This is a genomic window from Epilithonimonas caeni DSM 17710, assembly GCF_000426465.1.
GTDB classification, from domain to species: domain Bacteria; phylum Bacteroidota; class Bacteroidia; order Flavobacteriales; family Weeksellaceae; genus Epilithonimonas; species Epilithonimonas caeni.
The window spans coordinates 58,694-74,114 of sequence record NZ_AUFK01000009.1; the positions used below are offsets into that span (position 1 = coordinate 58,694).

At 37.6% G+C, this 15,421-nt stretch carries 14 protein-coding genes; all 14 read left to right on the forward strand.

The window, feature by feature from the left end; genetic code table 11:
• Positions 1–227: 227 nt before the first annotated feature.
• Positions 228–893, forward strand: coding sequence for a BON domain-containing protein (locus K319_RS0101505; RefSeq protein WP_027382001.1), 666 nt, complete (start codon positions 228–230; stop codon positions 891–893).
• A 94-nt stretch (positions 894–987) separates the two neighbouring features.
• Complete coding sequence (locus K319_RS0101510) at positions 988–1,746, forward strand: MlaE family ABC transporter permease (protein WP_027382002.1); 759 nt, start codon at positions 988–990, stop codon at positions 1,744–1,746.
• A gap of 6 nt (positions 1,747–1,752) precedes the next feature.
• Positions 1,753–2,532, forward strand: coding sequence for an ABC transporter ATP-binding protein (locus tag K319_RS0101515; RefSeq protein ID WP_027382003.1), 780 nt, complete (start codon positions 1,753–1,755; stop codon positions 2,530–2,532).
• A 6-nt stretch (positions 2,533–2,538) separates the two neighbouring features.
• Positions 2,539–3,603 (forward strand): MlaD family protein, encoded by a 1,065-nt coding sequence (locus tag K319_RS20870; RefSeq protein ID WP_051230343.1) that lies wholly within the window; start codon positions 2,539–2,541, stop codon positions 3,601–3,603.
• Between the two features lie 550 nt (positions 3,604–4,153).
• Positions 4,154–4,816: a BON domain-containing protein gene (locus K319_RS0101530; RefSeq protein WP_027382004.1), complete on the forward strand. Its 663-nt coding sequence runs from the start codon at positions 4,154–4,156 to the stop codon at positions 4,814–4,816.
• A gap of 28 nt (positions 4,817–4,844) precedes the next feature.
• Positions 4,845–5,042: a hypothetical protein gene (locus K319_RS0101535; protein WP_027382005.1), complete on the forward strand. Its 198-nt coding sequence runs from the start codon at positions 4,845–4,847 to the stop codon at positions 5,040–5,042.
• A gap of 192 nt (positions 5,043–5,234) precedes the next feature.
• Positions 5,235–5,711, forward strand: a complete 477-nt coding sequence (locus tag K319_RS0101540) for a Dps family protein (RefSeq protein ID WP_027382006.1) — start codon at positions 5,235–5,237, stop codon at positions 5,709–5,711.
• Positions 5,712–5,715: 4 nt separating this feature from the next.
• The gene (locus K319_RS0101545) at positions 5,716–5,934 is read left to right on the forward strand and encodes an SHOCT domain-containing protein (protein WP_027382007.1); all 219 of its coding nucleotides are present in this window, start codon (positions 5,716–5,718) and stop codon (positions 5,932–5,934) included.
• Between the two features lie 315 nt (positions 5,935–6,249).
• Positions 6,250–7,602, forward strand: coding sequence for a Na+/H+ antiporter NhaA (nhaA, locus tag K319_RS0101550; RefSeq protein ID WP_027382008.1), 1,353 nt, complete (start codon positions 6,250–6,252; stop codon positions 7,600–7,602).
• Positions 7,603–7,946: 344 nt separating this feature from the next.
• Positions 7,947–9,293: a sigma-54-dependent transcriptional regulator gene (locus K319_RS0101560; RefSeq protein WP_027382009.1), complete on the forward strand. Its 1,347-nt coding sequence runs from the start codon at positions 7,947–7,949 to the stop codon at positions 9,291–9,293.
• Between the two features lie 534 nt (positions 9,294–9,827).
• Positions 9,828–11,525, forward strand: a complete 1,698-nt coding sequence (gene kdpA / locus K319_RS0101565; RefSeq protein ID WP_027382010.1) for a potassium-transporting ATPase subunit KdpA — start codon at positions 9,828–9,830, stop codon at positions 11,523–11,525.
• 17 nt (positions 11,526–11,542) lie between these two features.
• Positions 11,543–13,600, forward strand: coding sequence for a potassium-transporting ATPase subunit KdpB (gene kdpB, locus K319_RS0101570; protein WP_027382011.1), 2,058 nt, complete (start codon positions 11,543–11,545; stop codon positions 13,598–13,600).
• A 13-nt stretch (positions 13,601–13,613) separates the two neighbouring features.
• A complete protein-coding gene (locus tag K319_RS19635) occupies positions 13,614–14,216 on the forward strand; it encodes a K(+)-transporting ATPase subunit C (protein WP_051230345.1) in 603 nt (200 codons plus the stop codon).
• 53 nt (positions 14,217–14,269) lie between these two features.
• Positions 14,270–15,355, forward strand: coding sequence for a porin (locus K319_RS0101580; protein WP_027382012.1), 1,086 nt, complete (start codon positions 14,270–14,272; stop codon positions 15,353–15,355).
• The last annotated feature ends 66 nt before the right edge of the window (positions 15,356–15,421 follow it).

The window sequence follows — 15,421 nt, forward strand, 5'->3', positions numbered from 1 at the left end:
TAGATTCTAAGAGGCAACTTACCAGATCAGATGATAAGATCAATAAAATTAGTATTGATAAATCAGTTATTACTGATAGCCGATGCATTTTATAAGGATCTTTCAAATAAGATTTTAATATCATAAAACTCAGACGAAATTGATCTGACCACCATCATATTTTATTGTGATTTTCATTATTTTATTTTTTTCGAAATTTCTTGAACTTTGGAAGATACAGCAAGACAATGAAAACAAATACAGAATTACAGCGAGATGTTCAGGATGCCATTAACTGGGAGCCGCAGTTAAAGAACATCAACATCGGTATAACAGCTAAAGACGGCATTGTTTGTCTTACAGGCACTGTGGACAGTTATGCTAAAAAATTACAGATCGAACAAGTCGTGAAAAAGGTTTTCGGCGTCAATATTTTTGTAGAAAACATCGATGTGAAATTACAGAAGCATGAAACAAAAAATGATATTGAAATAGCCAGGGAGATCATGGCAGCGTTTGAGGCCAACCCCGTTATTCCACAAGAACAACTAGAAGTGAAGGTTGAGAATGGATGGGTAACATTGACAGGGGAACTTTCCTGGGACTATTTACGGGATATTACAGAAAATACGATCCAACATCTCCCATGGATCAAAGGCATATACAATAACATCGTCATCGTACCCGAGATGCATCATCATACTATTGACAAGGAAGATATTGTAAAAGCGCTTAACAGAAGTTCTATTGATGACCGGGAAATTACTGTTTCCGTATCAGGTACAACAGTTAAGCTCACGGGCACGGTACATACTTGGCAACAAAGGGAAGAGGCCGCAAGGATTGTCTGGAAAACACCAGGTATAAAAAATCTAAGGAATGAATTGAAAGTGGATTATGAATATGATCTATAGATAATCGATTGCCCCATAATGCATTCAGCACTATAAAAAGCCATTCTTTTGGCAGGGATTATAAACAAAAACTACATAATAGATATATAAAGTTGTGGAATCCGATCTGAAAAACAGTTTTTTGCTCATTGGCAATATTGCATCTTTTTCTATTCGTTTTTTCCGGGAGATCTTTAAACCGGGTTTCGAATTCAGGGAATTTATCAGACAATGTTTTGTGGTGGGTTATAAATCATTGCCATTGGTTACCATTACAGGTTTTATTATGGGTCTGGTATTGACCATCCAGTCCAGACCTGCGATGTCCAAATTCGGTGCAGAGTCCTGGATACCCAGCATGGTCTCGTTATCCCTGATCAGGGAAATCGCACCGGTGATCACAGCTCTGATCTGTGCGGGCAGAATATCGTCCGGGATGGGGGCAGAATTGGGCTCGATGAAAGTGACAGAGCAGATAGATGCGATGGAAGTTGCCGCCATCAACCCATACCGTTATCTGGTGATCACCAGAACAATGGCTACAACATTTATGATCCCGATCTTGGTATTTTATGCTGATCTGATAGGCATCATGGGAGGGTTTGTGGGCATCAGTATGCATAGCGGTGGCAGTATACAGCACTACTTTTCTGCGGTATTTGATTCTTTGGAATATGAGGATGTTTTACCCGCCACTATAAAAACCTTCTTTTTTGGTTTTTTTATAGGCATCATTGGGTGTTATGAAGGGTTCAATGCATTCGGAGGTACCGAAAGCGTCGGCAAAGCGGCTAACTCTGCTGTAGTTTCTGCATCACTTAGCATTTTTATCATTGATATGATCGCCGTACAATTAACCGACCTGTTTTTCTAAAGTATCATGCAAACCAAAGAAACTATCCCGGATGTATATCGTGAACCCTCTAATGAAGGAGTATTGATAGAATTTAAGAATGTTTATAAATCTTACGGTGACAATAAGGTTCTGAATGGAATTAATTTTAGCATTAACAAAGGAGAGAATCTTGTCATACTTGGCAAATCAGGTTCGGGAAAATCTGTAACTGTCAAATGTCTGGTTGGCCTTACAAAGGTAGATAGCGGCGAGATCATTGTTTTTGGGAAGGACATTACAAAACTGAATGAAGACGGGCTCAACTCGGTTCGGATGAAAATAGGATTTCTCTTTCAGAGTGCTGCATTGTATGATTCGATGACCGTAAGGCAGAATTTGGTTTTTACCTTACAGCACCATAACAAAAAACTGACCGAAGCACAAATGGAACCCTACGTAATGGACGCACTGAAAAATGTCGGGCTGCAGGAGTCCATTGATAAATTTCCGGCAGAACTTTCCGGTGGAATGAAGAAAAGAATTGGGCTGGCCAGGGCATTGATCATCCAGCCGGAAATTATGATCTACGATGAGCCGACAGGAGGACTGGATACCATCACCGCTCGTGAGATAATCGACCTTATATCTGAGATAAAGATAAAATATAAGACCACTTCAATTATTATAACGCATGATCTTACCTGTGCCAAATATAACAGTGACAGGGTCATAGTCCTCAAAGACGGTGTTGTGAAAACTGAGGGCAGTTTCAGAGATATTGAAAATAATACTGATGCCTGGGTTAGATCCTTTTTTGAAAAATAAACAGTTATGAGCAAAGAATCATTGAATAATTTTAAGCTGGGCATTTTTGTGGTGGCAGGGATCACCCTTTTTATAATGACGGTTTACTTTATCGGTCTTAACAAAAATCTGTTCGGGTCCAACTTTGTGCTGCGTTCGGAATTTAAAAATGTCAGCGGACTAAAGCAGGGCAGTGCCGTGCGTTTATCGGGAATAGATGTAGGTACAGTGAGTAAGATCAAATTCATTTCAGATTCACTGGTAATGGTCGATCTTCTGATCCGGAAAGATGTACAGCAATACATAAAAAAAGATGCTGTTGCCAGCATTGCATCGGATGGTCTGGTAGGTGATAAGGTCTTTATCATTTCACCCGGGACCAGTTCTGCAAGTACTGTAAAAGATAACGACATTATTGCATCTTCAAAGACCGTCGAAATAGAGGATATACTTTCCAGCGTAAAAAAGAGTGCAGATAATACAAAAATAATCACGAATGAGTTGGTCCGGTTCAGCCAAAAGATGAATAATAAAAACGGACTATTGACAAAAATCCTTAACGACAAATATTTTGCTGCAAGGATAGACAAAACAATTACGAATCTCCAAAAGAGTTCCGATGATCTCGCACAATTTACGCCCATACTGAAAAATAAGAACGGGATCGTAGCAAAACTTTTGACCAATGAAAAATGGGTAGAGGATATAGAGGTCATTATATCAAATTTGAACAACAGCACCAACGAGATCAGTCAATTTACCATCAAATTAAATGATAAGGACAATGTACTTTCCAAAATACTTTCAAATGATAGCCTGGCAATTTCATTAGATAGAACACTCAGAAATATTGAGACCAGTTCAGACGAGTTGGTACAATTCACTTCAAAGATAAATAACAAAGACAATGTCATCTCCAAGCTGGCAAACGACCCACAACTTGGGAAGTCGGTCGATTCTATAATTACTAACGTTGAAAAAGGAGTTGATGAACTGAGAGAGATAGAAAATGCCGCCAAACATAATTTTCTGTTGAGAGGTTATTTCAACAAAAAGAAAAAAAGGGACGAAAGAAAAAAAAATAGTGATTGAACCTCTTTTATTATCTTAGCTCGTTCTTTGGGACAAGCCGGTCTTGGGTGATCTGCTATGCTTTCTTTAATACAAGTATAGCATATTTGGAACCGGTCACCTTCATCGCTTTTTCTTCTATCCTCAAAATTCCGGATATTATTCCAACTATAAAAACAATCTGTAAATCTTTGTACAAAGAACTCAGTAATTCATGACTTTGATCACTAAAAAAAATGATATGGTGCTGTCATTATTATCTCATTAAATGCAAAGTGCATCATCATTCGATTTGCGTAGATAACTATTTACTGCAAACCGTATAGACAAAATTTTGATACTGACGACAATCAGATTCAATGATGATGAGCATCATTTAATTTCAAGTAAAGTTTACGGAACTTTGGAACACTTTAATAACGAAAGGATTACGTAATCGATTTTCACAGGATCAAATCAAAATTAAAAATTGTTTAACCGGAAACAGCAGCATTGCTAAGTATGCTTATCATACTTTTTAAAGATCAGTATTACTAAAGCAGTTTCAAGTTTCCAAATTAAAAGTAAAAAAATGAAAACAAATTCAGAATTACAAAAAGACGTTCAGGATGCCATCAAATGGGAGCCACTATTGCATTCAGCAGAAATCGGGGTGATCGTAAAAGACGGTGTCGTTACTTTAACAGGTACAGTTGACAGCTACATCAAAAAGACAGAAGCCGAAGATGCCGCTAAACGAGTGGCTGGCGTAAAAGCTTTGGTTGAGGACATTGAAGTGAAATTTCCCAATTCCTTGTCAAAAACTGATGCCGACGTTGCTAATGATGCTTTGGCAGCGTTAAAGGCGGACTGGTCTGTTCCGGATGAAAAAATAGTGGTAAAAGTTGAAGATGGATGGATCACTTTGGAGGGCGAACTGCCTTGGAATTACCAGAAAGAAGCCGCCAAAAGAGCGGTAAAATATCTTAAAGGTGTGAAAGGTGTAATTAACAATATTAAGATCAAATCTGAAGTGCACGATAAAATTGAGCAGAAAGCAGTTAAAAACGCACTTAGAAGAAGCTCTATTGACGATAGCGATATCGATGTTTCAGTGTCAGGCACAACGGTAACATTGACAGGAGTTGTTAACTCGTGGTATGCCAAAGAGGAAGCAGCCCGTATCGCATGGAAAACGCCAGGTATATGGCATGTGAAAAATGAACTGGCTGTTGATTATGAATACGCCTTTTAGCAATCATTAGATTAAAAAAATCATTATAATGAGATCAACAGATGATCAAAACAAATCAGGAGCGCAGGTATCGCATAAAACTGAAGGTCAGAACAACAAAAAAACACCTGCTCACTCCCAGGGATCTGCCAAACTCCCTATAGGTGTTACAAAGAATCAGGAGAAAGTTGCAAAACATGTGGCTGGACAGGCGCATTCAACAGGTATTCACAAAAGAAAACCGTAAAGTATTTCAGTTTATGAAAGTCAGCATCCATGCACTACTTAAAAGCACTGAATCATAAAGTGCTTTTAAGTTTGCTTCTACATTTTAATTGGGTTTTAAAATACGATGCTAAATTTAAAAGTCATGGAAATAATAGACGGAGTCAAAAGCAATTTAAACTTACGTAAGCAAATTCTAAATAATAATATTATTATGAAAATACAGATAGGTATAGGAGATGTTCATCGCCAAACTGTGGCAGATGAATTGATAAAAATATTGGCAGACGAGAATGTTTTGTATATTAAAACAAAAAATGCCCATTGGAATGTCGAGGGGCGGGATTTTTATGAAAAGCATAAATTCTTTGAAAGCCAGTTCAGACAATTGGATGAGGCAATAGACAGTGTTGCAGAAAGGATTCGTTTCCTGGGACATTATGCGCCTGCAACCTTAAGGTCATATCTGAACCTGACACATCTCACGGAACAGACAAGAGAAAAAAATGACAGCCAGGGATTTATTACAGAACTATTGGCAGATCATCAAAGTATCATCATTATACTGCGTGAACATATTAAAACTTTTGCTGACGAATTTCACGATGCGGGAACTTCAGATTTCATAACGGGTCTTATGAAAGAGCACGAGAAAATGGCATGGTTTCTACGCTCACATTTAAAAGATTAAAATTATGTTTTACGATTATTATAACTATCATTTCTGGGGAATGGACCTTATTTGGTGGGTTATTTGGTGCATCGTGATCTTCTGGATCTTTGCTACACCCTATGATATACCGGGACAAAGGAAAAAGAAGGATTCACCACTTGATCTGCTGAAAAAACGTTATGCTTCAGGAGAGATCAAAACCGAAGAGTATCAGGAAAAGAAAAAAATTCTTGAAGACTGATTCTACGAATAACATATTACTTTGCAAATGCAGTCATCAACCCTTTTAATTAAAGGACTATTGGGACTGCTTTTCATATGATTACACTTGAAAAAAGAGATATGCTGTAACCAGAATTTATTGGAAACTATAAACATTAAATCTGTTATTCGAAATAGAATAGATGGGATTTATGATTGCAGAAATTACTATGTAAAAAAAAGACCAGTTATTATCATAAAATTAATTGATAAAAAGCCTTTTTGTATAATTATATTAGGCATAAGTCTGCCAATCTTTTCAAATAATTTATCTTTGTGTGAAAGTTGAAAACTAATGGCAGAAAATAAAAAATATCCTATCGACAATGTGGTGGCTCCGATTCAAAAATTTATACAGCATGAAAAATCGGGAGGTCTTGTACTTGGGATCAGTGTCATATTAGCTTTGATTTTGGCTAATTCTCCATTATCACATTCGTACCATCATTTTTTTGAACATCAATTAGGATTTGTTTTAGATGATTCTATTTTTATAAAGCTCAGTCTTCATCATTGGATCAATGACGGACTGATGGCGGTTTTCTTTTTTGTAGTGGGACTGGAACTCAAAAGAGAAATAGTAGCAGGAGAACTATCGGATCTCAGAAAGGCTCTTCTTCCAATTGCAGCAGCTATCGGAGGAATGATCGTGCCGGCAATTATTTATTTTTCTTTTAATTCTTCTGGGGAAGTCCGCCATGGATGGGGAATCCCGATGGCAACGGATATTGCTTTTGCATTAGGTGTTTTATTTTTGTTGGGCAGCAAGATCCCATTGTCCTTAAAGGTTTTTCTTACAGCTTTGGCTATTGTGGATGATTTGGGAGCTGTGTTGGTGATTGCATTTTTTTACACTTCAAACATTTCTGTATTGAGTTTATCAATTGGGATTGCAATTCTTTTGATAATGTATCTTGGAAACAGAATGGGCATCAGAAGTATTTTGTTTTATGCCATTTTAGGTATTGGCGGCGTCTGGACTGCTTTCCTATTGTCTGGAGTTCATGCTACAATTGCTGCGGTTTTGGCAGCATTTACAATTCCCGCTGATGTTAAAATAGCTGAAGATAATTATATCCGAAAGATTCAGAAATATCTGAATAAATTCAAAGATGCAGATTCTGACAATACAACGCCGACTCTTACCAATGAACAGCTGCACATTTTGGATGAGGTGAAAAAAGATACGAACGAGGCAATTCCGCCTTTGCAGCAATTGGAACATTCTATGCACCCGTTCGTATCATTTTTTATTATTCCGATTTTTGCTTTGGCCAATGCAGGAATTTCAGTTTTAGATATCGAACCTGAAAAAATATTCAGTACCAATGTTGCTTTAGGAGTTGCTTTGGGGCTTTTGGCAGGTAAAGTAATCGGAATTGTTGGTTTTTCCTGGCTTTGTGTCAAAATGAGAATCGCACCAATGCCAAAAGGAATGAACATTCGAAACTTGTTTGGTCTAGCGTTTTTAGGTTCAATAGGCTTTACAATGTCATTATTCATCACTTCGTTGGCATTCCAACATGAGGAGTATATGATCCAGGCAAAAATCGGAATCTTCATCGCTTCTATCATTGGGGGAATTATTGGTTATATCATCCTCGATAGACAATCTAAAAAATTGAAAGCCTATGAGCAGGATATTTGATTTTATCGATTTTCAGAATGGAGAAGAAGATAAACAGAAAGTATATACTAACTCAGGAAGAAAATTGTGAGCTATAAAAAAATGCCTGAAGAGAAAGGAATTTCTGGAACTTGATTTAATCTTCGAAAAAATGATGTCTATTTGAAATCCGAAATTTTAGGCAAAATCAACAAAAAAAAGTCTGTCATTTCTAGAAAAGCAGATTGTAATCCACAATCTAAGTTCTGAGCTTGAAAAATACAAAATTGAAGACCTGATCGGATTCCAAAAATGTTCATATTCCGAATCTTTAGAAATATCATTATTAAAAATATTGATTACATTTAACCCTATAATATTTTCAATTGAATACAATCCTCATCATCGACGACGAAGAAAAAATAAGAATATTGCTTTCCAGAATTATCAGTCTGGAAGGTTTTGAAGTTTTTCAGGCCTCTGATTTGAAGAATGCCAAAAAGCGACTTGATATTTCAGATATCGATGTTGTTCTAAGCGATGTCAAACTTCCCGACGGAAGTGGTGTTGAGTTTTCTAAGGTTATCAAAGAAAAACATCCTTCAACCGAAGTTATTCTTCTGACAGCTTATGGCAATATTCCTGACGGTGTTCAAGCGATAAAAAACGGAGCTTTCGATTATATTACAAAAGGTGATGATAATAATAAAATCATTCCGCTTGTTTACAAAGCTGTTGAAAAAGTGGCGCTTAACAAACGCCTGATCCAGCTCGAAAAACAACTGGGAGATAAGCTTTCTTTTGATAATATCATTGGAAAATCAAAAACGATCCGATCTGCCATTGATTCCGCAAAAAAAGTGGCAGCAACAGATGCGACCGTACTTTTAACAGGAGAAACGGGAACTGGTAAAGAAGTTTTTGCACAATCGATTCATAATGCGAGTAACAGAACTAAACATAATTTTATTGCGATCAACTGTTCTGCTTTTTCTAAGGAACTGTTGGAAAACGAATTGTTTGGACACAAAGCAGGAGCCTTTACCGGTGCTGTAAAAGATGCAAAAGGAATTTTTGAAGAAGCCAACAATGGAACGGTTTTCTTGGATGAGATCGGCGAGATGCCTCTGGATCTGCAGGCAAAATTGCTTCGTGTTTTAGAATCCGGAGAATTTCTGAAAGTTGGGGATAACAGACCTACAAAAGTTAATGTAAGAATCATAGCGGCGACCAACCGTGATTTGCAGAATGAAATAGAGAATGGCAATTTCCGTGAGGATCTTTACTATCGTATCAATATTTTCAATATTCAGCTTCCTCCGCTTCGTGAAAGGGTGATTGATATTGAAGAATTGGCAAAATATTTTTTGGCAAAATTCAGCCAGAAGGCAGGAAAGAAAATGACGGCCATTTCTCCCGAATACCTCGAAGCTTTGAAGCAACATTCGTGGAAGGGAAATATCCGCGAGCTTAGAAATGTCATCGAAAGAAGTATTATTCTTTCTGATAGTTTGGAATTAAGATCGGACACCCTTCCTTCGGAATTTCAAAAAAATAATTCTGCAAACTCAAGCTCAAAAACTTTATCTGCTTTTGAACTGGCAAGTGCGGAAAAAATCCACATTCAAAAAGTACTGAATTACGCTAACGGAAACAAAACCAAAACTGCAGAATTATTAGGAATCGCGCTCACAACATTATACAGAAAAATAGAGGAATACCAGATTAAATAAAAAAACTATCATAACAATAGTATCAGCCCTTTCATTTTGAAAGGGTTTTTTGTTTTAAAATATTAGATTAAATTTTAAGTTTCTGATAATTAGTTGATTGTGATTTGTTTTTCTATCTGGAGTCGGATTTGACAATATCCTGGCATAACATAAAAAATTAGATCATGCAAAAATGGAAGATCAGAATGTACAGAAGACTGAAATCTTGGCATCTATTAGCAATCCTTTATGGACTTATTATATTCTTTGGAATAACATACAGAATTTTTAATCAATAAAACTATGACACTCGTATTAACCATCTCTGGTATTGTACTTTTTGTACTCTTTTTCCTAACCGTAAAATATTTTGAAAAGATATGACTGCATTATTTATCATCGCCATTGCCGTATTTGCATATATGTGCTACGTGCTTGTAAAACCGGAAAATTTTTAAAAAGGACATAAAGTAATGATCGTAACGCTTAAAAATATTTCTGCAATTTAGAAATCATTGCAGGAGTTGAAAAGACAAAGTGACTTAATCAAAAAAAATGAATACAGAAATTTTAGGAATTATATTGATGTTTACGTTGGTGGTATTACTCGCTATTCCACTAGGTCGATACATCGGTAAAATATTCAGTAACGAAAGAACTTGGCTTGACGGGATTTTTAATCCAATAGACCAACTATTTTATAAAGTTTCCGGCATCGATCCCGGAAAGGAAATGAACTGGAAACAACATCTTGGTGCATTGCTTACCATCAACATCGTTTGGTTTCTTATCTCTATGTTTGTGTTGACCAATATGAGTTGGCTGCCTCTCAATCCGGATAGCAATCCCTCAATGAGCGGAGATTTGGCATTTAACACCGCAGTAAGTTTTGTGACTAATACCAATCTTCAGCATTATTCGGGAGAATCCGGTTTATCTTATTTAGGTCAATTAACATTAATGTTGTGGCAGTTTATTTCTGCAGGCTGTGGTATTGCCATTGCAGGTGTTGTCTTCCTTGCCATGAAAGAGAGGACTACGGATAAGTTAGGAAATTTTTATTTCTTATTTATCAGAACCTGTACAAGGGTCTTGTTTCCTTTAGCAGTTGTTGTTGCTTCTTTATTAGCCTTTGGTGGAACACCAATGACTTTTGAAGGCAAAGACTCTATCACAACTTTGCAGGGTGACAAAGTAGAAGTGAGCCGTGGTCCAGTTGCAGGCTTTGTAGCGATCAAACAATTAGGAACCAACGGTGGTGGATTTTTTGGCCCTAACTCAGCGCATCCGCTAGAAAACCCAAGTTACTTTACCAATATTGTCGAGACAGTTTCTATTATGCTGATCCCAATTGCAATGATATTTGCAATGGGATATGTTTTAAGAAGAAAAAAACTGGCGTGGACGATTTTCGGGGTGATGACCATAGGGTTTTTGTTATTATTAATACCAACAATTATTAATGAAATAAACGGAAACCCAGCCATTGAAAAAATGGGAATTGCTCAGAATCTGGGAAGTATGGAGGGTAAAGAAGTTCGTTTCGGACCTGCAGCTTCTGCTTATTGGGCAATCAATACAACTGTTACAAGCAATGGCTCTGTCAACGCAATGCACGACTCGCTGACGCCGCTTTCCGGAATGAATACAATGCTGGGAATGATGGTCAATGCTTTCTACGGTGGTGTTGGCGTAGGATTTCTGAATTTTTACATCTTTATTATTCTTGCCGTTTTCATCAGTGGATTGATGGTTGGTAGAACACCTGAATTCTTAGGTAAGAAAATCGAAGCCAGAGAAATGAAAATCGCTATGATCATTGCACTTCTTCACCCTTTCTTGATTCTTACAGGAACTGCAATTTCAAGTTATATGGTGGCTCATGACCCTGATGATTATGGGAGTTGGTTAAACAACCCAGGTTTCCACGGTTTCAGTGAAATGTTGTACGAGTTTACATCCTCAAGTGCCAACAACGGAAGCGGTTTCGAAGGATTATCAGATAACAATCCGTTCTGGAATGTTGCCTGCGGAATTGTAATGCTGATGGCGAGATACCTGCCAATAATTGGTCCGGTTGCTATTGCGGGAAGTCTTGCCTCTAAAAAATATATTCCTCAAAGTGCAGGGACTTTAAAAACAGATACAGCAACATTTGGTTTAATGGTATTTGCAGTTATCGCAATTGTAGCAGCGTTGTCATTCTTTCCTGCATTAGCCTTAGGACCCATTGCAGAATATTTTTCACTTTAATTCTTATCTATATCATAATGAAAGGAAATAACAATTTGTTTCAGGCAGAATTGGTCAATGAGGCATTGAAGCAATCTTTTATAAAATTACATCCTGCCAAAATGTTCCGCAATCCGGTAATGTTTATGGTTTGGGTAGGAACTCTGGTGATGGCAGGCGTTTGCGTTTGGATTGCCATGGGAGAACAAAACCAGGGTAGTTTGGTTTACAACGTTATTGTAACGGCTGTCCTATTCATCACATTATTGTTTGCCAACTTTGCGGAAGCCATTGCGGAAGCAAGAGGAAAAGCTCAGGCAGATTCGCTTAGAAAAACGAGAGAAGAAACACCTGCTAAAGTGGTGAAAAGTGATATGTCAAATGTAAAAGGTCTCTTTACTCTGAAGTCTTCTGACTTCTTACTGACTACTTCTAACCAACTTAAAAAAGGCGATATTTTCATTTGCGAACCAGGAGATATTATTCCGTCAGACGGAGAGATCATTGAAGGTTTGGCCACAATTGATGAAAGTGCTATTACCGGAGAATCAGCTCCCGTGATCCGTGAAGCAGGAGGTGATAAAAGCAGTGTAACGGGAGGTACGAAAGTTCTTTCAGACAAAATCAAAGTAAAAGTGACCACAGAACCGGGAGAGAGTTTCTTGGACAAAATGATTGCTTTGGTGGAAGGTGCTTCAAGACAAAAAACACCAAACGAAATTGCGTTGACAATTCTATTGGCAGGATTTACCTTAGTTTTCATTATCGTTACCGTTACTTTAAAACCATTCGGTGATTATGCAAACACGCCAATAACAATAGCAGCATTTATCTCGTTGTTTGTATGTCTTATTCCAACTACCATTGGTGGATTACTATCAGCAATTGGTATTGCAGGAATGGATAGAGCTTTGAGGGCCAATGTTATTACTAAAAGTGGTAAAGCAGTGGAAACTGCGGGTGATATAGACGTTTTACTATTAGATAAAACAGGGACCATCACCATCGGAAACAGGAAAGCGACACATTTCCATCCAGCTAACGGAATTGATGAAAGAGCCTTGATCAAAGCGGCGGTTCTAAGTTCTATGGCAGATGAGACTCCGGAAGGGAGATCAATTATAGAATTGGCAGGAATCGATCCTCTAAGCTATGATGTTAAAGAACCTCAGTTTATCAGCTTTACTGCAGAAACAAGAACTTCAGGGATTGATTATGAAAACACACGAATCAGAAAAGGCGCCACTGACGCAATTAAAAATTTGGTTACCAATGCGGGAAATACATTTCCAGCAGAAGTTGCAGAAAAAGTCAGAGGGATTTCTCAAAACGGAGGAACACCGCTTGTGGTTTCAGAAAATGAAGAAGCTCTCGGGGTTATAGAGCTGCAGGATATCATCAAGCCGGGGATCAAGGAACGTTTTGACCGTCTTAGAAAAATGGGTATCAAAACTGTAATGGTAACCGGAGACAACCCACTGACAGCAAAATTCATCGCAGAAAAAGCAGGTGTTGACGATTTTATAGCAGAAGCAAAACCTGAAGATAAAATGAACTACATCAAAAAAGAACAATCAGAAGGAAGATTGGTTGCAATGATGGGAGATGGGACCAATGATGCTCCGGCTTTGGCCCAGGCAGATGTCGGTGTAGCGATGAACAGCGGAACTCAGGCAGCAAAAGAAGCAGGAAATATGGTGGATCTGGATAACGACCCTACCAAGTTGATTGAAGTGGTTGAGATCGGAAAACAATTACTAATGACTCGTGGAACGTTGACGACATTCAGCATTGCGAATGACGTAGCGAAGTATTTTGCGATTGTTCCCGCATTATTTATTGCATCAATTCCGACTTTACAAGGCCTGAACATTATGGGACTTCATTCTCCTGAGTCAGCGATTCTTTCAGCGGTCATTTTCAATGCGGTTGTGATTCCGATGTTGATTCCTTTAGCCTTGAAAGGAGTTGCTTATAAACCGATCGGTGCAAGTGCTTTATTGAGAAGGAACCTTTTGATTTACGGTTTAGGAGGTGTTGTAATTCCATTCATCGGTATCAAAATCATAGACTTGATCGTGTCAATATTCATTTAAATTATTAAATAAAATGTTTAAACAAAATATATTACCAGCTATAAGATTAACGCTTTTCTGTGCTGTATTTTTTTCAGGATTCTACACACTATTCATTTTCGGAATTGCTCAGGCTGCTCCAAATAATGGTAAAGGGGAGATCATCGAACACGATGGGAAAAAGTATTACGCCAACGTTGGGCAAAAATTTGATAAAGACAAATATTTCTGGTCTCGTCCCTCAGCTGTAGATTACAACGCTGCTGGAGCGGGAGGAAGCAACAAAGGCCCTTCAAATCCTGATTATCTGAAAGATGTTAAAGGAAGGATCGAGAACTTTATGAAACACGATCCAGGTGTTCAGAAATCTGAAATCCCTTCCGATATTGTTACTGCAAGTGGATCTGGTCTGGACCCGAATATCTCTGTACAGGCAGCAAAGGTTCAGGCTCAAAGAATTGCAGACATCAGAAAGATCGACATCAGCAAAGTCAATTCGCTTATCGAAAAAAATATCGAATCCCCTTTGCTTGGAATGTTCGGAACGGAAAAAATCAACGTTTTAAAACTCAATATCGCATTAGACGGATTAGAGTTAAAAGTTAAAAGTGGGAAGTTAAAAGTGAGAAGCTACTGAAAAATTTCTTACATCTTACATTTTACTTCTCACCAATTATAAAAAATTTAGAAATGAAAAGAAAACTATCTTTACTGGCATTTGTAATGCTTGCAGCAGTTTCTACGCTGCACGCCCAGGAGGAAACTAAGGATCCTTTGAAGATTTCTGCTTACGCAGAAGTGTATTATCAGTATGATTTTAATGATCCTGAAAACAATACAAGACCAGGATTTGTGTACGGCCATAACAGAAACAACGAGGTCAGCCTTAATTTAGGACTTGTAAAAGCAAATTACGAAACTGAAAAACTAAGAGCCAATATTGCTTTGGGTGCAGGAACCTATATGAATTCCAACTACGCAGCAGAGCCGGGCGTTTTAAAAAATATCTATGAAGCTAACATTGGGTTAAAAATCTCAAAAAACAAAAATCTTTGGGTTGATGCCGGGATTATGTCTTCGCACATTGGTTTTGAAAGTGCTGTAAGCAAAGATTGTTTTACTTTGACAAGAAGTATTTTGGCAGACAATTCTCCGTATTTTGAAAGTGGTGCAAAAATCTCTTACACCAGTGATAACGGAAAATGGTTTGTTAGTGGTTTGGTTTTGAACGGATGGCAGAGAATTCAGCGTGTGGATGGAAATTCTACGGTTGCTTTTGGTCATCAGTTGACTTACAAACCAAATGAAAAAATCACTTTAAACAGCAGCTCTTTCATAGGCAATGATAAACCGGACAGCATCAGACAAATGAGATACTTTCACAACTTGTACGGAAGTTTCCAAATCAGCAAAAAATTGGCGCTGATTACAGGTTTCGACATTGGTGCGGAGCAGAAAGCTAAAGGAAGTGACCAGTACAATATATGGTATTCTCCGGTTATAATTGCTAAATATTCTCCGACAGAAAAGTTAAGTTTTGCCATAAGAGGCGAATATTACAGCGATGAAAAAAGTGTCATGATCACTACAGGAACAGAAAACGGTTTCAAAACGTTTGGTTATTCTTTAAACGCAGATTACTGGATTCTTCCCAATTTGGTTTGGAGAACGGAACTTAAAAATCTAAGCAGCAAAGCCGACATCTTTATCAATAGAGATCATAATTTGAAAAATAATAATCTGATAGCAGTGACATCTCTTGCTGTGAGTTTTTAAACCTCCATATTTACTGAAGGATCCCTTGCTGAAATTTTGGCAGGGGATTTTATTAACTTTGAATAA

Coding starts and splice junctions, on each gene's coding strand:
- K319_RS0101505 (WP_027382001.1), top strand. CDS start 228: ATGAAAACAAATACAGAATTACAGCGAGATGTTCAGGATGCCATTAAC.
- nhaA (WP_027382008.1), top strand. CDS start 6,250: ATGGCAGAAAATAAAAAATATCCTATCGACAATGTGGTGGCTCCGATT.
- K319_RS0101580 (WP_027382012.1), top strand. CDS start 14,270: ATGAAAAGAAAACTATCTTTACTGGCATTTGTAATGCTTGCAGCAGTT.
- kdpB (WP_027382011.1), top strand. CDS start 11,543: ATGAAAGGAAATAACAATTTGTTTCAGGCAGAATTGGTCAATGAGGCA.
- kdpA (WP_027382010.1), top strand. CDS start 9,828: ATGAATACAGAAATTTTAGGAATTATATTGATGTTTACGTTGGTGGTA.
- K319_RS0101535 (WP_027382005.1), top strand. CDS start 4,845: ATGAGATCAACAGATGATCAAAACAAATCAGGAGCGCAGGTATCGCAT.
- K319_RS0101515 (WP_027382003.1), top strand. CDS start 1,753: ATGCAAACCAAAGAAACTATCCCGGATGTATATCGTGAACCCTCTAAT.
- K319_RS19635 (WP_051230345.1), top strand. CDS start 13,614: ATGTTTAAACAAAATATATTACCAGCTATAAGATTAACGCTTTTCTGT.
- K319_RS0101530 (WP_027382004.1), top strand. CDS start 4,154: ATGAAAACAAATTCAGAATTACAAAAAGACGTTCAGGATGCCATCAAA.
- K319_RS0101545 (WP_027382007.1), top strand. CDS start 5,716: ATGTTTTACGATTATTATAACTATCATTTCTGGGGAATGGACCTTATT.
- K319_RS20870 (WP_051230343.1), top strand. CDS start 2,539: ATGAGCAAAGAATCATTGAATAATTTTAAGCTGGGCATTTTTGTGGTG.
- K319_RS0101540 (WP_027382006.1), top strand. CDS start 5,235: ATGAAAATACAGATAGGTATAGGAGATGTTCATCGCCAAACTGTGGCA.